Annotated in this window: 12 protein-coding genes and 5 pseudogenes; 2 read left to right on the top strand and 15 right to left on the bottom strand. The window is 72.4% G+C overall.

Annotated elements, in window-relative coordinates; all coding sequences use genetic code 11:
* Nucleotides 1–4: 4 nt before the first annotated feature.
* Nucleotides 5–202 (bottom strand): annotated as a pseudogene (locus OV079_RS44580) (LysR family transcriptional regulator); the annotation flags it as partial.
* Nucleotides 203–271: 69 nt separating this feature from the next.
* Here OV079_RS44580 and OV079_RS44575 point away from each other — a divergent pair.
* Nucleotides 272–999: pseudogene (locus OV079_RS44575) on the top strand (SDR family oxidoreductase).
* Nucleotides 1,000–1,151: 152 nt separating this feature from the next.
* Here OV079_RS44575 and ftsZ read toward each other — a convergent pair.
* The 7 genes and pseudogenes from ftsZ to OV079_RS44545 form a co-directional block, all read right to left on the bottom strand.
* Nucleotides 1,152–2,612 (bottom strand): cell division protein FtsZ, encoded by a 1,461-nt coding sequence (gene ftsZ, locus OV079_RS44570; protein WP_267775933.1) that lies wholly within the window; start codon nucleotides 2,610–2,612, stop codon nucleotides 1,152–1,154.
* A gap of 940 nt (nucleotides 2,613–3,552) precedes the next feature.
* Complete coding sequence (locus OV079_RS44565) at nucleotides 3,553–4,407, bottom strand: shikimate dehydrogenase family protein (RefSeq protein ID WP_267775932.1); 855 nt, start codon at nucleotides 4,405–4,407, stop codon at nucleotides 3,553–3,555.
* A gap of 43 nt (nucleotides 4,408–4,450) precedes the next feature.
* Nucleotides 4,451–4,864 (bottom strand): ankyrin repeat domain-containing protein, encoded by a 414-nt coding sequence (locus OV079_RS44560; protein ID WP_267775931.1) that lies wholly within the window; start codon nucleotides 4,862–4,864, stop codon nucleotides 4,451–4,453.
* A gap of 13 nt (nucleotides 4,865–4,877) precedes the next feature.
* The gene (locus tag OV079_RS44555) at nucleotides 4,878–6,665 is read right to left on the bottom strand and encodes an FG-GAP repeat domain-containing protein (RefSeq protein WP_267775930.1); all 1,788 of its coding nucleotides are present in this window, start codon (nucleotides 6,663–6,665) and stop codon (nucleotides 4,878–4,880) included.
* A 154-nt stretch (nucleotides 6,666–6,819) separates the two neighbouring features.
* A complete protein-coding gene (locus OV079_RS55065) occupies nucleotides 6,820–7,005 on the bottom strand; it encodes an Rdx family protein (RefSeq protein ID WP_338089007.1) in 186 nt (61 codons plus the stop codon).
* Between the two features lie 199 nt (nucleotides 7,006–7,204).
* Nucleotides 7,205–8,023, bottom strand: a pseudogene (locus OV079_RS44550) (cytochrome-c peroxidase); the annotation flags it as partial.
* 48 nt (nucleotides 8,024–8,071) lie between these two features.
* Nucleotides 8,072–8,284 carry a hypothetical protein gene (locus tag OV079_RS44545; RefSeq protein WP_267775928.1) on the bottom strand — a complete coding sequence of 71 codons (213 nt, stop codon included), beginning with the start codon at nucleotides 8,282–8,284 and terminating at the stop codon, nucleotides 8,072–8,074.
* Between the two features lie 92 nt (nucleotides 8,285–8,376).
* Here OV079_RS44545 and OV079_RS44540 point away from each other — a divergent pair, with 92 nt between their 5' ends.
* Nucleotides 8,377–8,772: a TraR/DksA family transcriptional regulator gene (locus OV079_RS44540; RefSeq protein WP_267775927.1), complete on the top strand. Its 396-nt coding sequence runs from the start codon at nucleotides 8,377–8,379 to the stop codon at nucleotides 8,770–8,772.
* 70 nt (nucleotides 8,773–8,842) lie between these two features.
* On the opposite strand, the pseudogene OV079_RS44535 reads toward OV079_RS44540, so the two are convergent.
* The 7 genes and pseudogenes from OV079_RS44535 to OV079_RS44505 form a co-directional block, all read right to left on the bottom strand.
* Nucleotides 8,843–9,909 (bottom strand): annotated as a pseudogene (locus tag OV079_RS44535) (alkene reductase).
* Between the two features lie 677 nt (nucleotides 9,910–10,586).
* Entirely contained in the window at nucleotides 10,587–12,341 is a 1,755-nt protein-coding gene (locus OV079_RS44530; protein ID WP_267775926.1) for a DUF4215 domain-containing protein, read from the bottom strand.
* An 88-nt stretch (nucleotides 12,342–12,429) separates the two neighbouring features.
* Nucleotides 12,430–14,703 carry a xanthine dehydrogenase family protein molybdopterin-binding subunit gene (locus OV079_RS44525; protein WP_267775924.1) on the bottom strand — a complete coding sequence of 758 codons (2,274 nt, stop codon included), beginning with the start codon at nucleotides 14,701–14,703 and terminating at the stop codon, nucleotides 12,430–12,432.
* A gap of 5 nt (nucleotides 14,704–14,708) precedes the next feature.
* Nucleotides 14,709–15,176 carry a (2Fe-2S)-binding protein gene (locus tag OV079_RS44520; protein WP_267775923.1) on the bottom strand — a complete coding sequence of 156 codons (468 nt, stop codon included), beginning with the start codon at nucleotides 15,174–15,176 and terminating at the stop codon, nucleotides 14,709–14,711.
* Nucleotides 15,173–15,835, bottom strand: a complete 663-nt coding sequence (locus OV079_RS44515) for an Isoquinoline 1-oxidoreductase subunit (protein ID WP_267775922.1) — start codon at nucleotides 15,833–15,835, stop codon at nucleotides 15,173–15,175. The genes OV079_RS44520 and OV079_RS44515 overlap by 4 nt, the downstream gene beginning before the upstream one ends.
* A gap of 63 nt (nucleotides 15,836–15,898) precedes the next feature.
* Nucleotides 15,899–16,432: a PDZ domain-containing protein gene (locus tag OV079_RS44510; RefSeq protein WP_267775920.1), complete on the bottom strand. Its 534-nt coding sequence runs from the start codon at nucleotides 16,430–16,432 to the stop codon at nucleotides 15,899–15,901.
* A gap of 263 nt (nucleotides 16,433–16,695) precedes the next feature.
* Nucleotides 16,696–17,781, bottom strand: a pseudogene (locus OV079_RS44505) (M61 family metallopeptidase); the annotation flags it as partial.
* Between the last annotated feature and the right edge of the window lie 266 nt (nucleotides 17,782–18,047).

The following is an 18,047-nucleotide window of genomic DNA, read 5'->3' as shown; positions in this document are numbered from 1 at the left end:
GGGCGGTGGGGATCATCCCCCCGCGGGTGCGGACCAGCAGCTTGTCGCCGAAGGTCGCGCGCAGGCGCCCCAGGGCGTGGCTGGTGGCCGAGGCCGTCAGCCCCAGCCGCGCGCCCGCCCGGGTCACGCTGCGCTCGCTGAGCAGCGCCTCGAGGGCGACCAGCAGGTTGAGGTCCACGCCCTGCAGTTGCACACCGTGCATCCTATCATGAAGACGATGCGCTTGCTGCAACTCCGCCGCGGCCGCACGATGGCGGCCGAGGACGACGACATGAGCAAGCGAATCATCCTGATCACCGGGGCGAACAAGGGCATCGGCTTCGAGACCGCGCGGCAGCTGGCGCGCGAGGGCCACACGGTCATCGTCGCCGCGCGCGACGCCGCCAAGGCCGAGGCCGCGGTCGCCCAGATGGCGCGCGAAGGGCTCGGCGCCGAGGCGGTCGCGCTCGACGTGACCGACGCCGCCTCGATCGCTCGCGCCGCCGAGCAGGTCGGCGCCCGCCACGGCAAGCTCGACACCCTGATCAACAACGCCGGCGTGGTGCAGGAGGGCTGGGGCACCACCACCAGCCAGACCACGCTCGAGCAGTGGCGCGGCACCTTCGAGGCCAACGTGTTCGGCCTGGTCGCGGTGACGCAGGCGTTCCTGCCGCTGGTCCGCAAGAGCGAGGCCGGCCGGATCGTCAACGTCAGCAGCATCCTCGGCTCGCTGACCCTGCACGCCGACCCGTCGTCGCCGATCTACGACATGAAGTCGGTCGCCTACGACACCTCGAAGGCCGCGGTCAACCAGTACACGATCCACCTCGCCCACGAGCTCCGCGACACCAGCGTCAAGGTCAACGCGGCCCACCCGGGTGGGTCAAGACCGACCTCGGCGGCGAGCAGGCCCCGATGGAGGTCGAGGACGGCGCCAAGACCAGCGTGTGGCTGGCCACCCTGCCCGCGGACGGCCCGACCGGCGGCTTCTTCCACATGCGCGACCGGCTGCCCTGGTAAATCGTAGCGACTGTGAGAGCTGTGCGAAGGGACATGCCCGCTCGGGCATGTCCCTCTTGCCATGCCCGCGAGCTCGACGAGGCCGCTGCGCACATGTGAAAGGGACATGCTCCGAAGAGCATGTCCCTCGCGTCAGGCGACCGCGCCGGCGCTCAGCGGATGAAGCCGTTCTCGTCGCGGCGGCGCAGGAACGCCGGGATCTCGCTCGGGTCGCTGCCGACCGCGGGCGGCTCGATGCGCTGCGACTGGCGCACGCCCTGGTGGACCTGCTGCTGCGGGTGCTGCTGCTGCGGGTGGACCTGCTGCTGCGGGTGGACCTGCTGCTGCGGGTGGACGGGCGTGTGGACCTGGGGGGCGCTCGGCTGGCCGATCACGCCGGAGCGGCTCATGCTCGACGAGCTGGCCGAAGGGACAGGCACCGAGGTGCCGCGCTCGTGGACGCTCAGGCGCTCGACCATCGACTGGCGCAGGCTGCTGGAGCTCTGCTGCGGCTGCGGCGGCGGCTGCGGCGGGTTCGAGGCGAACATCGGGTTCTGCTGCACGGGCTGCGCGCTCGGCATGCCGAACGGGACCTGGACCTGCGAGCGGCGCTTGCCCGGGGCGGTCGTCATGGTCGAGCGGATGACCTGCTCGAGCTCTTCCTCGGCCGGCGCGTGGCGGTCGAAGCCGGTGGCGATGACGGTGATGCGCAGCGCGTCGCCCATGTTGTGGTCGATGACGGCGCCGAAGATGATGTTGCAGTCCTCGTGGGCGGCCTCCTGGATCAGCGAGGCGGCCTCCTCGACCTCGTGCAGCTTGAGGTCGGGACCGGCGGTGATGTTGATGAGGATGCCCTGGGCGCCGTGGATCGTGACGTCCTCGAGCAGCGGCGAGCTGATCGCCTGCTGGGCCGCCGCGAGCGCGCGACCCTCGTCGTGGCCGATGCCCATGCCCATCAGCGCGCGGCCCTGGCCGCTCATGATGGTGCGCACGTCGGCGAAGTCGACGTTGATGATGCCCGGGACGGTGATGAGGTCGGACACGCCCTGGGTGGCGTGCTGCAGCACCTCGTCGGCCAGGCGGAAGCTGTCGAGCAGGCTGGTGTTCGAGGAGGTGACCTGCAGCAGGCGGTCGTTCGGGATCGTGATGAGGGTGTCGACGGCCTTCTCGAGCTTCTCGATGCCCGAGTCGGCGAACCGCAGGCGCCGCTTGCCCTCGAAGCGGAACGGCTTGGTGACGACGCCGACGGTCAGCGCGCCCATCTCCCGCGCGATCTGGGCGATGATCGGCGCGGCGCCCGTGCCGGTGCCGCCGCCCATGCCGGCGGTCACGAACACCATGTCGGCCCCGCGCAGCGCCTCGGCGATCTCGTCGACGCTCTCGAGCGCGGCCTCGCGGCCCTTCTCCGGGTTGGCGCCCGCCCCGAGCCCGCGCGTGACGTCCTTGCCGAGCTGGATCACGGTCTGGGCCATGCTCTTCTCGAGCGCCTGCACGTCGGTGTTCGCCGTGTAGAACTCGACGCCCTCGACCTTGTTCGTGATCATCGTATTGACGGCGTTGCCTCCAGCCCCGCCGACGCCGATGACCTTGATCTTCGCCTGTTGAACGACTTCCTCGAGTTCGAACTGCGCCATACTGCCTGCCCACTTTCCCGCCGGGCTCCTGGCCTGACGGTCATGTGCTTCGCTTCTCGAACTACGCACTTATCCGAGGCGATCGCCCATTGCAAAAATTTGTGTTCTTCGCAGGGGTGTGTAGTCGGATGTAGGTCCGACTCATACCCCTACAAACCAGGCCCAGGCGCCCGAGCGGCGGCAAATTCACCGCGTAGATCGTCCAATCGGGCGTACGGCCAGCACCGCAGGCGGCCGACCGAGGTGTCTCATGGGACAGATTTTGCCTTCCGAACGTGCGGCCGGGCCCGCCGCCCACGAGTCCGGCTCGAGGGCCTCGATCACACGCGATCGAGGCCGATCGTTTTTCAGGGAGATCGGACGCGCCAACGACTCCGAGGCGCACCGAGGCGGCTGTCCCCACGGACAGAAAGGTGATCAGGCTTTCAGGCCCGATCACAGCACCAGATCGATCGGCCAGGTTCGAGGAGCGCAGCAGGCGCGGCGACCATGCCCGAGCCCGATCGGCGGAGCAATTTCGGGCCTGCCGACCCCGATGCGACAATTGCGGCCGCCGCAGATCCACGCATGCAGATCGGGGACCGGTCCCGAGAGACAGATCAAATCCCGCCGCCAGCCCGGCTCCTGCAGGCCAAAACGCCCTGGATCGGTCCCAGGGGACAGATCGAAGATCGCCTCCGGGAACGTGAGCCGCCCCCAGCCCCCAGACCGGGTCCAGCGATTCTCCGCCCCGGCGCCGCCGATCGGTCCTCCGGGACAGACCGGTGATTCCCGGCCGTCTGTCGATCGGTCCTTCGGGACAGATCCAGCGATTCTCGAGCGCCCGTATCGGCGCCGCCGATCGGTCCTCCGGGACAGATCGGCGATTTCTCCGCCGGCCCGAGCGCCCCGCCCGGCCCTCCAACGGTCCCTCGGGACAGATCGGCGATAGGTCCGCGATTCAGCGCAGGGCCGCCCGCATGGCCGCGACGACCTCGGGCCCGAGAGAGCGGCCGAGCCACAGCGCCTCGGCGAACACGCCCTGCCACAGCAGCATCTCGAGCCCATCTTGGACCAGGGCCCCGGCCGCCTCGGCGAGGTCGAGCAGGCCGCCGGCCGGGCGCGGGTAGACGATGTCGACCACGCGCGCCCCGGGGGCCAGACCGGCGACCAGCGCGGCCGCGGGCGCCGGGTACTCGGTCGGCCCGTGGGCCATGCCGACGGTGGTGCAGTTGACCAGCAGGTCGACCCCCGCGCCGCCGACCGCGTCCCAGCCGGCAGCGACCACGGGCCCGCCCGCCGGCAGCTCGGCCGCCAGCGCCGCGGGATCGCGGCTGACCCACACGACATGTCCTCCGGGACCGAGCAGCTCGCCGACGATCGCGTCGACCACCGCCCGCGCCGCGCCGCCTGACCCGAGGACCATGGCCTTCAAGACATGTTTGGAAGAGAGCTGGCGGACGGCCGCCGCGAAGCCGCGGCCGTCGGTGTTGTGGCCGACGATCGCGCCGTCCGCGAACACGAGGGTGTTGACGGCGCCGATCCGCCGCGCCTCGGGGCCGAGGTCGTCGCACAGGGCCAGCGCGGCCTGCTTGTGCGGCACGGTGAGGTTGAGCCCGCCGAAGCCGAGCGCCCGGGCCCCGCGCACCGCGTCGGCCAGCCGCCCGGGGGCGACGTGAAACGCGAGGTAGCGGTGCGGCAGGCCGAGCGCCGCGAACGCGGCCGCGTGCATCGCCGGCGACCGCGAGTGGGCGACCGGATCGCCGAGCACCCCGAAGCACTTCGCCGCCCCCTGCCCCGCGCTCGCCGTCGTCATCGCCGCGAGGATACCGGAGCGCCGCTCGAAACGCCTCGCGGCGCTAGCGCCGGTCCGGTCGGGGCACCGCGGCGAACTGCCGTAGCACCGCGGCGAGGGGCTCGTCCCACATCTCCTGGCGCGCCCAGGCGTCGGCGGTGAAGCCGTTGTTCTCGGCGATCCACGGATCGGCGCCGTGGGCGAGGAGCTGGCGCACCAGCTCGACGCTCACCGCGCGCCCGTCGTGCACGGCGTAGTGCAGCGAGGTGCGGCCGTAGCAGCCGCGCGCGTTCGGATCGGCCCCGCGGGCCAGCAGCAGCGCCGCGATCGCGGTCTGCTTCTGCCAGCAGGCGAGGTGCAGCAGGGTGTCCTCGTCGCCCGTGCGCGCCGTGACGAGACCCGGCTCGGCGTCGAGCGCCTGCTCGATGGTGTCGAGGGAGCCGCGCTCGACGGCGAGGACGAGTTCGTCGGGTACCACGCCGCGCATGCTACTACGGCCGCGCCGGCCAGTAGACGCGCCAGCGCGGCTGCTCCTCGGCCAGGCCGGGCACGTGCCAGCTCCACGGGGCGCCGTCGCCGTTGGCCGCGGCCAGGCCGGTGACCACGAGCTCGGGGCGGCCGTCGCCGTCGAGGTCGCCGGTGTGCCACAGCACCGTGCCCTCGTTCTGCGGCACCGCGGTCTGGCCGCGGCCCCACAGGAACCCGCGGCCGAGGTAGCCGCCGCTCGGGGTCGGCCAGCGGGTGGCGGCGACGAAGCCGGCACCTGTCCCCAAGTACACGTCCCAGTACGGCTCGGCGCCGCCGAGCGCCTCGCGCTTGTACACGCCGCCGGCGATCTCCCGCGCCGTGTTGGTGACGACGAGGTCGAGCCGGCCGTCGCCGTCGAGGTCGAGCAGCTCCCAGCCGGTGGCGTCGTACGGCGCGCTGGAGCTGCCGGCGCCGTCCTGGCCGCCGCTCACGGCGTAGTAGCCGCGCTCGCCGGTGCCGCCGCCCGCGGGCGGGAGCGCGACGGTCCTCGAGGACAGCTCGAAGCCGGTCGCGCCGGCCGGGTAGGCGGCCCACCCCGGGGCCCCGTCGAGGTCGAGCGCGGCCGGGCCGGCGGCGACGTCGTCCAGCTGGCCGGTGACCACGAGCTCGAGCCGGCGGTCGCCATCGAGGTCGAGCAACGCCCACTCCTGGTCGCCCGCGGCCTCGGCGACGCCGGTCAGGCGGGCGAACCCGGTCGTGGCGCCGCCGCCCGGCGGCAGGCTCCACACCGTCAGCGGGGCGTCGAAGCCGGTCGCGCCGCCGCGGTGGACCTCCCAGAACGGGCTGTCCGGAAAGCCAGGTGAGACGTGGCGCTGGCCGCTGACGCGCCCGCTGACGACGAGGTCGGTCCAGCCGTCGCCGTCGAGGTCGAGCAGCGACCAGGCCGGCGCGTTCGGGGCCAGCGGGGCGCCGTCGACGTGGTGGAAGAACCCGGCGTCGTTGCCCGGCGGCAGGACCCACGCCTGCGGCTCGGCGGCGAAGCCGGACCCGTCGCTCAAGTAGACGTCCCAGCGCGGCGCGTCGGGCCAGCCGAGCGGGACGACCTCGGACTTGCTCGCGCGCACGCCGGTGACCACGAGGTCGGGGCGGCCGTCGCCGTCGACGTCGCGCAAGGCCCACACGACGTCGCCGACCTCGACCGGCTCGCCCGCCGCCGCGACCAGGCCACGACCGTCCAGGCCGACGCCGACCGGCACCGACCAGGCCGAGGGCGCGGCCGCGAAGCCGTCGCCGCCGCCGCCGCGGTGCACCTCCCAGAACGGGGCCAGCGGAAAACCCTTGGTGCGCGTGACGAAGCCGTCGCCGGTCGGGTACGCGGCGGCGGTGCGCACGAGGTCGAGCGCGCCGTCGCCGTCGAGGTCGAGCAGCGCCCAGTCGTCGTCGCCGATCGCCGCCGCCTGGCCCGTCGGCGTGGCGAAGCCCTCGCCCGCGCGCCCGCCGACGGGCACCGCCCACGCCGCGGGCTCGCGCGCGAACCCGACGCCCGCGCTGCACTCGCCGTCGCTGCACACCTGTCCTTCCGGACATGGCCCTTCAGGCACCCACGCGCGGCAGCCGTCCTCGCCGGCGGCGCAGCGGGCCACGCCGCCCGCGTCGCACATCGCGGCGCCGTCCTCGCAGGCGTCGACGCAGCCGTCCGGCGCGGACCCGCCGGCGGTGTCGTCGCTGCTCGACGAACCTGTCCCTTCGGTCAGCTCGTGACCGTCGTCGTCGCCGCCGCCGCTCGGCTCGTAGCCGACACACCCCGACACGAGCACGACGACGACAGCCGAACGCGACGCGACCGATGACATGACTCATGCTTACGGCGCGTCCGCGCACGGTGCAAGAGCGCGCCCTCGCGTCGCCGGCGGGCGCCCTGCGCATCCACTGGAGCCAGGCGCCCGGTCGGCCGGGAGACCTGGATCAACGCCGCTTGTCGCCGAGGCGCGCCGCGATCAGGTCACCGACCTCGCCGCGCTTGGGGAAGCGATTGAGGGCGTCCTTGCTGAAGATCTTCTGACCGTCGACGACGACGTCGAAGACGCCCCGATCGCCGCGGTGGACCTTGCACTCGAGCCTGTCGCCGAAGCGAGCCTGCAGATCGGCCACCAGACCGGTGGCTTGGGGCAGGTAGTTTCAGCGCACGCAATAATAAATGTCGACCTGCATGGTGCGGCGATCCTAGCACATCACTTGGCCGGAGCTGCCGGGGCCGCGGGGCTGCAGGCTGAGCCGGGCCGGTGATGCCCGGGACCGCCTGGTCGCCGATCGTCGCCAGCGAGCCCGGGCACTCGAGCGCGCCGAGGAAGGCCACGAGGTCGTCGACCTCCGCGTCGGTGAGGCCGCGGTCGGCGTAGTTGGGGTCGAGGCCCTCGCGCTTCGGGCCGCCGGCCATGGTCTTCACGGCGGTGCGGAGGTCGGCCACGCTGCCGTCGTGGAAGTAGGGCGCAGTCCGCGTCACGTTGCGCAGGGTCGGGGTGCGGAACTTGTAGGTGTCGGCCGGATCTTTCGAGGCATCGAGGCGACCCTTGTCGGTCCCCTCGCCGGCGTCGGACAGGCCGATGCCCATGTTGTGGTAGAGGTCGTCGCTGAAGTTGTCGCCGACGTGGCAGGTGGTGCACGCCCCCTTGCCGCGGAACAGCTCCCAGCCGCGCTGCTGCGCCTCGTTCATGCTGTTCTTGTCCCACGCGGTGCCGCCGCACAGCAGCGTGCGCTCGTAGGCCGACAGCGCCTTGGCGACGTGCTCGGGCAGCACCGGGTCGCCGTCCTTCAGCGCGAACACGCGGGCGAACTCGGCCTTGTACTCCGGCAGCGCGCCGATCTCGGCCGCCTTGGCCGCCAGCTTGTCCTCGCCGACGCCCATGTTGCCGCCCTTCCACGCGCCGATCGCCTGCTTCTCGAGCGTGGGCGAGCGGCCGTCCCAGTAATAAGCGGTGTGATAGGCGACGTTCCAGATCGTCGGGGTGTTGCGCGGGAGCTCCTTGTCGCCGGGGCCGAGGGCCTTGGCCCGCCCGTCGGCGTTGCCGAGCTCGTTCTGATGGCAGCTGTAGCAGCTGCGCGTGCCATCCGTGCTGAGCCGCTTGTCCATGAACAGCTTGTGGCCGAGCTCGACCTTGGCGGCGCTCATCGGGTTGTCGGCCGGCACCTCGGGCGCGCGCATGCCCTGCGGCAGCTCTCACGCGTACTCTTCGGCCGGCTCGGCGTCGACCGGCGTCTCGGGCGCCCTGGCGTCGGCGGGCTTGTCGGCCTTGCCCGCCTTCTCCGCCTTGTCGCCGGTCTTCGGCGCGACCTCGCCGGGCTCGCCGCAGGCGAGAAGGGTGCAGAGCCCGCACGCGAGCGCGTGGCGGAGGCGGTGCGAGGTTGCGGGGTGGGGCGGGCGCGCGTACATGCGCCGCACCCTACACCAGTTCCAGGGCCCCCCAAGCCCGCGGCAGCCGGCGACTCGCCGCCGCGCCAGGCCTCGAGTATCCTGCGTCGGCGATGAAGCCGGACGAGCTCGGGCCGATGCGGACGCTCCTCTTGCAACGCCGCGCCGAACTGCTGAAGGGCGGCGACGTGCCGGTGGAGTTCGAGCAGCAAGAGGTGGTGACCAAGCCCGACGAGGACGCGGCGCCGCTGACCGAGATGACGCAGGTCATCGCGTCCAACCGCAACCGCGCCCGCGTCGAGGCCCTGGCCGCCATCGAGCAGGCGCTCCGCCGCATGGCCGACGACCCGGAAGAGTTCGGCCTGTGCGAGGCCTGCGACGAGCCGATCGCGCAGCGCCGCCTGCTCCTGGTCCCCACCGCCACGCTGTGCGCGACCTGCCAGCGCGAGGACGAACAGGCCAACAGCCCCCGCGGCCGCAGCCGCCGCCACCTCACCGACTACCGCTGAAACTGTCTTCAAGAACATGCTCCCGAGGGCATGCTCTTCGAGCATGTCCATCGAGGCATTCAGCGCGCCGTCACTCGAGCGGGTAGTCGGTGTAGCCGCGCTCGCCCGGCGTGTAGAACGTGGAGGGGTCGCCCTGGGCCAGCGGCAGGCCGGCGCGCAGGCGCGAGACCAGGCGCGGGTTGGCGATGAACGGGCGGCCGAAGGCGATCAGATCGCCGCGACCTGCGGCGAGATCGGCCTCCGCGCGGGTCGCGTCGTATTCGCCGGAGAGGATCAGGCGGCCGCGGAAATTCTTCTGAATGTCTGCCTGCAGATCGGCGGGCACCACCTTGCCGCCGAAGTCGACCAGGTGGACGTACGCGAGCCCGAGCTCCGACAGGCCGCGCACCAGGTGGACGAACACCGCGTCGAGCTCGGGGTCGACCGCCATCCCGTTGAACGTGCCGTGCGGGGACAGGCGGATCCCCACCCTGCCTGCGCCGATCCGCGAGGCAGTCGCGCGCGCCACCTCGAGGGCGAAGCGCGCCCGACCCTCGACCGTCCCGCCCCACCCGTCGCTGCGGCGGTTGCTCGCGCTGTTCAGTACTGGTCGATGAGGTAGCCGTTGGCGCCGTGCAGCTCGACCCCGTCGAAGCCGGCCTCGCGCGCGAGCCCGGCCGAGCGCGCGTAGCCCTCGATCGCGGCGGCGATGTCGACCTCGCTCAGCTCGCGCGGCACCGGGTGCGGCTGCGGCCCCTCCTGGTCGGTGTACATCGCGCCCGCGAGCGCGACCGGCGAGGGCCCCCGCACCTCGGCGCCGGGCGGCAGGTTGAGCGGGTGACCGACGCGCCCGGTGTGCATGAGCTGGACGAAGATCCTGGCGCCGCCGGCGTGGGCGGCCTCGGTGACGCCGCGCCAGCCGCGAGCGTGCTCGGAATTGAAGAGGCCGGGGATCCGCGCATAACCGAGGCCGTCGGCGGCGGGGGCGGTGCCCTCGGTGACGATAAGCCCGGCCTCGCTGCGCTGGCCGTAGTAGGTGGCCATCAGCTCGTTGGCCAGGTTGCCGGGCGCGCGACTGCGCGTCATCGGGGCCATGACGACGCGGTTCTTCAGCTCGAGGTCGCCGAGCACGATCGGGGTGTAGAGGAGCTCGCTCATGGGTTCAACGTAGTGACGGCCGTGCGACTAAAGTAGATGCTCCGCCGACAACTCATTGTTGCTCCCGGCGGGCCAATCGACGGCCGCCCGTCGATCGCCGACCATGTCGCGATGGCACCCCGCCCGATCGAGCCGCTCGACGCGTTCATCACCCGCCTCCGCCGCGCCGCACCCCTGGCCCCCGGCGCCCAGGTCCGCTTCGGCCGCCACCACTTCAACCACGCCGTGGTGGTGGAGGACGGCCGCTGGCGCGTGCGCCCGCTGGTGCTCGACCGCGCCAAGGCCGACGCCTTTAAAGGAGCGCGGCTACTTCATGCCGGAAAACGCAGAGGACCTCAGCGAGCCCGGCGACCCGGTGGAGCTCGAGGCGGACAGCCTCGATGGTTCAATCATGCTGCTCAAGGCCGGGCCGTGGCCGCTGTGATTGTTTTTTAAAACATGTCTGTCGGGACATAACCTTAAGGCCATATACCAGGCCTGCTCGATTGCATGCGGCACAGGGAGAGCGCGAGCTGGAAGGCGGCCGCGAGCAGACCGGCGGCGGGGATCGACCTCGAGCGGCCTGACGATTCGCCGTCTCATCCGCGAGCTCGCGTGCCGGAGCCTCGTGATGCGGCGCGGGTCGAATCGGCGCTACGCCGATGCTCTGGCGAAGCAGAGGCGGCCGAGCGCGCGCGTCACTGCGAGCGCGCGACGGCTACCCGCTCGAGCGCGGTGTTGCTGACGATCGTCGGCGCGAACCAGCTGCCGCCGACGCGGCGCGTGTGGCGGGGCGTGTGGGCCTGGCCGTCGAGATAGACCAGCTCGAGGTCTGCGGCGCCGACGCCGGCGGCCAGCGCCGGGGGGCCGTAGATCGTCGGGCTCGGCTGCAGCACCGTCGCGGCCGGTTGCCAGGCGCCAGCGGTGTACAGCGCGACGTAGAGCTGGCCGTCCTGGCCGCGGAAGGCCAGCGCCGCGTCGCCGCCGGGCAGCGGGGCGAGGGCGGGCGGCGCCGAGGCCTGGGCGCCGGGGACCTGGGCCGGGGCCGACCACGCGCCATTATTAAAAACGCCGAAGCGCAGCTGACCGCCGCTGTTGACGGCGTGCACGGCGAGGACCCGATCGTTGGTGAGCGTGACCACGGCCGGCTGGCGGTCGAACGCCTGCGCCTCGCTGTCGACCAATTGCTGCGCCTGCCAGGCATTGGTCCGCCGGCGCGCGAACAGCTGGTTGTTCTGCGCGCCGTCGTGGAAGACCAGCAGGGCGTCGCTGCCGAGCGTGGTCACGCTGCCGGGCCCGGGGCCGAAGCTGCCGATCGTCTCGGCGGTCGGATTCCACGCGCCGGCGGTGAAGCGCGCGTAGTAGTGCTGGAAGTTGTCGCCGTGGAACACCGCGTGCGCGCCGGCCCCGACGGCGCTGATGGTGGGCGCGGCGCGGGTCGTGTCGGCGCCGATCTGCGCCGGCGCCGACCAGGTGCCGGCCTGCCAGGTGACGTAGCGCAGCTGGTTGTCGGCGGGGTCGCCGATCTTGGTGAAGCGGAACACGCCGACGCCGATGTCCTCGCTGGTGACCGCGATGTCGAGGCCGTCGACCGTGGGCGCGGCGATGCTCTTCACCGCCCAGGCGGCGCCGTCGAAGTGGCCGCCGAGCATCGATGTCGCGTTGCCGCCGAGCAGCAGCACGAACTCGCAGGCGTCGCAGTCCGGGCCGCCGCAGTCGACCCCGGTCTCGCTGCCGTTCTTCTGGCCGTCCTCGCAGGTCGCGCCGGTGCAGTCGTTGGCGCAGGCGTCGTCGTCGACCATGTTGCCGTCGTCGCACTGCTCCATGCCGGCCCACACCAGGCCGTCGCCGCACTTGGCGGCCGCGCATTCGAGGGTGCAGGCCGCCTCGTCGGCGTTGAACATGCCGTCGTCGCACGCCTCGCCCTCGCCGGCCTGGACGATGCCGTCGCCGCACTGCGGGAGCTGACAGGCGTCGGTGCAGGCGTCGTCGTCGACGTCGTTGCCGTCGTCGCACGCCTCGCCCGGATCGATCTGGCCGTCGCCGCAGGCCTCGCCGGGACCGGTCGTGCTGGTGTCGCTCGTGGTGGTGTCGCTCGTCGAAGTGTCGCTCGTCGAGGTGTCGCTCGTCGAAGTGTCGCTCGTCGAGGTCGTGTCGCCCGCCGAGGTCGTGTCGCTCGTCGACGTCGTGTCGCTCGTCGACGTCGTGGTCGTGTCACTCGTCGTCGTCGTCGTGTCGCCGGTCGTCGTCGTGCTCGTGAGCGCGTCGGTGGTCGTCGGCGCGTCGGTGGTCGTCGGCACGCCGGTCGTCGTCGTGCTGGTGGTCGCGCTGACGAACGAGGTGCTCGGATCGTCGGCCGTGCTGCCACTGGTGCTGCCAGTGCTCGCGGTGCCGTCGTCGCCACAGGCAGGCACGAGGAGAGCGAGGACCAGCGCGCGCACGTAGTTCGGCATGGCGGCAGGATAACCGTCGGCCGACCCACGCGGCGAACAAATCACCCCCCGACGCCGATCGGCCTCTGCAGGTCAGGGGCTCGCGCGCCTAGACCTTGAGGCTCCGCGCGATCGGCAGGTCGCGCACGCGCTGGCCGGTGAGGGCGAAGATCGCGTTGGCCAGCGCCGGGGCCACCGGCGGCACGCCCGGCTCGCCGACGCCGCACGACGGGCCGTCGTCAGCGACGATCTCCACGTGGATCGCCCGCGGGGCATCGGGGAAGCGCATCAGGCGGAAGTCGCGGAAGTTGCTCTGCACCGTCGCGCCCTGCTGCATCGTGATCTCGCCGTACAGCGCGTGGCTGAGGGCGAAGATCACCGCGCCCTCGAATTGCGAGTGCACGCGCTCGCGATTGACGAGGGTGCCGGCGTCGAGGCAGCTCCACACCTCGTCGACGCGGATCTTGCCGTCCGGACCGTGGACCACGCTGACGACCACGGCGACGTAGGTGAGGAAGCTGCGGTGGACCGCGAGGCCGAGCGCGCGGCCGTTTTTTTGTCGGTTGTCCCAGTCGGCCAGCTCGGTCACGCGCTCGATCACCCGGCGGTGGCGGGCGGTGTCGATCGGGTGCTCGTCCAGCGATTGGCCGTAGTTCGGCAGCGACTCGACCCCGAGCTCCTTCAGCGTGACGATCCGCGGCGGGCCGACGATCTCGAGCAGGGTGTCGCGCGGGTCGCGGCTCCTCGCCGCGGCGATCTCGGCGATGAAGCTCTGGACGGCGAACGCGTGATAGATGTTGGCCACCGAGCGCAGCCAGCCGATCCGCGTGTGCGCCCGCGCCTCGCAGTTCTCGGCGCGCACGTTGGCGATCGCCAGCGGCACGTCGAGCACGCCCTGCTGCAGCTCGCCGGGGGCCGACAGCGCCGTGTCGCTGAAGGTCGAGCCGATCGGCGGAAAGGCGGTGCGGTGCTCCCAGGCGACCACCTTGCCCTGCGCGTCGAGCCCGGCCACCAGCCGCTGGGTGCTGACCGTATGATAGTAGTCGTGCTGGATGTCGTCCTCGCGCGTCCACTGCACGCGCACCGGGGCGCCGGTCGCCTTGGCCAGCAGCGCCGCCTCGACCACGTAGTCCGGCTTCGACTTGCGGCCGAAGCCGCCGCCGAGCAGCGTCACGTGGACGGTGACGTTCTCCTCGTCGAGCCCCAGCGCCTTGGCCACCGAGGTGCGGGCGGCCTGCGGGTTCTGGGTCGAGGCCCACACCTCGCAGCTCTGGCCGTGGAACTGGGCCACCGCGGCCGGCGGCTCCATCGTCGCGTGGGCCAGGTGCGGCACGTGGTACACGGCCTCGACTCGCCTGGCCGCGCCCGCCATCGCCGCGCCGACGTCGCCGACCTCGCGGACGACCACGCCGGGCAGGCCGACGGCGGCGAGCAGGGTCTTGCGGTAGGTCTCGGAGTCGTACTCGCCGTTGGCGCCGGCGGCCCAGGTGATCTCGAGCTGCGCGCGGCCTCGCATCGCCGACCAGGTGTCGTCGGCCACCACGGCGATCCCGCCGAGCGGCTGGAACGCGAACGGAGGCGTCGGCGCCGGCAGCGGCACGACCGCGCGCACGCCGGGCACCGCCAGCGCCCCCGTGGCGTCGTGCGCGGTGGCCCGGCCGCCGACCACCGGCGGGCGGGCGACGATCGCCGTCCGCATCCCCGGCAGCACGATGTCGGCCCCGTAGGCCGCGCTCCCGTCGACGATCGCCGGCCCGTCGAGCAGCGGCAGATCCTTGCCGACGTGCAGCAGCTCGGCCTTGGGCCGCAGTAAAATGTCCTTCGGGACAGGCAGCTTCGAGGCCGCGATCGCCAGCTCGCCGAAGCCCAGCGAGCGCCCGCTGGCCTCGTGGTGGACCGCGTGGTCGTGGGCCGTGCAGGTGTTCGGCGCCACCTTCCACTGCTTGGCCGCGGCCGCGATCAGCATCATCCGCGCGCACGCGCCGAGCTTGCGCAGCGCGTCGTAGAAGCCGCGCACGCTGTGCGAGCCGTCGGTGTTCTGGTCGCCGTAGGCCGGGTCGCCGGGGGCTTGCACGACCTCGACCCGGCTCATGTCGGCGCCGAGCTCGTCGGCGATCAGCACCGGCAGCGAGCTGCGCACGCCCTGCCCCATCTCCGAGCGGGCGCACACGATCTGGACCCCGCCGTTCGGCGTGACGTGGACGAACAGGTTGGGCCGCAGCCCCGCGCCCTCGGCCTCGGCCGCCGCCTTCGCCGCTGGGTCGACGGCGGGCGGCAGGGCCGGCTCGGCGCGGGCGAACGAGCCGAGCGCGAGCCCGGACAGCGCGCCGCCGAGGCCGGCGAGGAAGCTGCGGCGGAGCAGGCGGATCGGCGGCCCGGACATCGCGCTCACTTCTCCTTGCCGCCGGCCGCCGCCGCTTGCTTCACGGCGGTGCGGATCCGCAGATACGTCCCGCAGCGGCACAGGTTGCCCGCCAGCGAGGTGTCGATGTCCGCGTCGGACGGGCTGGGGTTCTTGGCCAGCAGCGCCGCCGCGGTCATGATCTGGCCGGCCTGGCAGAAGCCGCACTGCGGCACCGCGAGCTCGACCCACGCCTTTTGCAGCGGGTGCGAGCCGTCGGGCGAGAGGCCCTCGATCGTCGTCACCGCGCGGCCGTCGGCCCGGCGCACCGGGGTGACGCACGCGCGCACCGCCTCGCCGTCGAGGTGGACCACGCACGCGCCGCACAGCGCCTGGCCGCAGCCGTACTTGGTGCCGGTGAGGCCGACGTGGTCGCGCAGCGCCCACAGCAGCGGCATCTGCGGATCGATGTCGAGGACGTGCGGCTTCCCGTTGACGTGCAAGGTGATCGTCATGGCCCCTCCCCCGCCGGGCAGGCCGCGCCGTCCGCGACCCACGCGGCCATCAGCGCCCCGAATTGCGCCTGCGTGCCCGGGGCCGGCGTGCGCCCGTGGCCGGGCTCCCAGCCCCACGCGACCAGCTCGTCGTGCGCCGAGTGCTCGACGAGCTGCGCCAGCGTCTTGCCGCCGTTGCGCTTGGGATCCTTGATCTGCTCGCACAGCGCCGCCGGCGTGAGCCCGACCCACGCCATCTCGATCGGCGCGAGGTGCCACTTCGGCGCCCCCGGCACGCGCGCCAGCTCGAGGTTGGCGTCCTGGTGGCACGACGTGCACAGAAGCCCCGGCACGCCCTCGTTGGCCGGGCCGCGCACCACCGGCGGGTCGTGGATCTGCGCCGCGTCGCCCTGCAGCGGCGTGTCGCCTGCCGGGTGACAATTGGTGCAGCGCGGGTGCAGCATCACCTGCGACGCCTCGAGGAACAGCGCCCGCGAGCGCTCGACCGGGTCGGCGATCCCCGCGAACTGCTCCGGCGCGCGCAGCCCTCCGGGCTCGGCCGGCGCGATCGACACCGGCTGGGCTGTCTGCGCCTGCTGCTTCGCCGGCTCGGACGCGCCGCGACAGGCGACGAGCGCCGCCAGGCACGCGCAAGGCACGAGGCATGCCGGGAGGCGCATCGCCCAGTGTGTGACCGGATTTGCCTCTCGCGCAAGCGGCGAGCGCACCGCGGGCCCGCGCTGCTACTTGGCGGGCGCCTTGGCCGGCTTCTTCGCCGCCGGCTTCTTCGCCTTCTTCTTGCCGCCGGCCGGCACCACCACCACCGAACCGTCTTCGGGCTCGGCGCCGATCGTGGGGTCCTGGTTGAACAGCTTGAGGGCCGCGTCGCGCAGGGTGCTGTTGCCGCTCGCCGGGGCGGGCGCGGTGTAGCCGAGCCAGGCCTGACGCAGGACCATCTGTTCGTAGGTGGCGGCCGGATCGAGGGCGATCTTGTAGGTGACAGGGCCGCCGGTCGCGGGCACCGCGGTGCGCTCGATCATCCGCGCCCCGCGCTGGATCGTCAGGGTGTGGCGCGAGTTGCCGGCCATCGCCTTGATCTGCCGCTTGGCCTCGGCCGCGCCGGCGATCTTGAGGCCGTCGATGGCGACCAGCACGTCGCCGTTGGCGAGGCCCGCCTTGTCGCCGGCGCCGCCCTGGCGCACCAGCTTGATCGTCGCGCCCTTGTCGCCGCCGTCGGCGAACACCAGCTCGAGGTCACCACCTGTCTCTTGGACCATGTCCATCTTGTAGCCGGACAGGCGCAGGTGCTTGGCGTACTCGATCTCGTCGAAGCCGTGGACGTACTTGCGGAACAGCTCGCTGATCTCGGCGCCCGCGGCCCGCCGGCGGCGACGAAGGTGGCCTCGAGCTCGGTCGGCGAGATGCCGGCGCCGGTGTTCTTCCACCGGCCGTAGAGCTCGCGCATGACGGTGTCGAGGCTGCGCTGGCCGCCGGAGATCCGCCGCAGCTCGAGGTCGAGGGCGAGGGCGATCAGCATGCCCTTGTTGTAGTAGTCGACGTAGCTGTTGCCGCCGTCGTCGGGCCGCAGCCAGGCCTCCCACGAGGCCTGCTCGACGGTCATCAGCTTGCGCCCCGGCGACTCCTGCAGGCGCTTTATCTGCTCGCCGAGCGCCTCCATCGCCTCGGCCTCGCTGGCCAGGCCGGCGCGGGCCAGGATCACCCACGCGTAGTAGCTGGTGAAGCCCTCCGAGAACCACAGCATGCTGGTGTGGACCTCGCGCTCGTAGGCGAACGGGCCGAGCACGCCGGGGCGGATGCGCTTGACGTTCCACGCGTGGAAGAACTCGTGGGCGGCGGTGCCGAGGAACTTGCGGTAGGCCGCGGGGTCGCCGAAGATCCACGGCTCCAGGCCGATCGCGGTCGAGTTGCGGTGCTCGAGCCCGCTGCGCCCGCCCGGCCGCAGGTGCAGGATGTACGTGTAGTCGGTGAACGGCACGCCCTCCTCGCCGCCGAAGATCGCGTAGGTGGTGTCGGCGATCTTGGCGAGGTCGGAGCTCAGCTTCTTGTCGCTGTAGTTGCCGATGCCCTGCAGGGCGACGTGGAACTGGACCTTGCCGGCCTTGAAATTGATGGTGTCGACCTTGCCGACGTGGACCGGCGCATCCACCAGCATGTCGTAGTCGCCCGCCTTGAACGCCTTGCCGCCGCCGCCCGCGCGCGGCAGCGCACAGACCACCTGCGCGCCCGGCAGGCCCTCGACGCGCAGCTCGATCGGGCGGTCCTTGTGGCCGACGGCGTAGGGGAACAGGTACACGCCGTTGAAGAAGCCGAACTCGTCGTCGAGGAAGGCCCCGCCGATGCCGCTGTAGCTGCCGCGGTAGACGCGGTAGCGGACCTTGAACGGCTGGCCGCCGTGGCTCACCCGCCAGGTGATCTCGTCGACCTTGACGACCGGGATCGGCTTGCCGCTCGCGGTCTCGGCGACCATGCCGCGGACGTTGCGGTGGGCCTCGGTGACGCGGTAGGCGCCCGGGTTCCAGCGCGGCAGCTGCAGGTCGGTGACCTCGCCCGGCAGGTCGGAGAAGCCGAGCTCGACCTGGAATTCGTGGCGGTGCGGGTCGTCCATCGCGACCTTGTAGACGAACGCGTCGAGCTTCTTGGCCGCCGCCTCGGCCCCCGGGGCCGCCGACGTGGTCGCCGGGTCGACCAGCAAGAGACCGAGCGCCAGCGCCGCGGCGAACCGGCGCTTCGAGAGCAAGCGGGACAGCATGGGCCGGAGGATACTCGAAGTACACCCCGGGGCGCCCGCCACGGGGCGTCTGCTGCCCGTGGAGCCGCGGAGAAAACGAGTACACTCCGGCCCCTTGTCCCTCGCACCGCCCGAGCGCCAGC

This window comes from Nannocystis pusilla, assembly GCF_026626665.1.
Classification (GTDB): Bacteria; Myxococcota_A; Polyangia; order Nannocystales; family Nannocystaceae; genus Nannocystis; species Nannocystis pusilla.
Note: the sequence above shows the minus strand (reverse complement) of the source record. Positions and strands in the feature narration are given on the sequence as shown.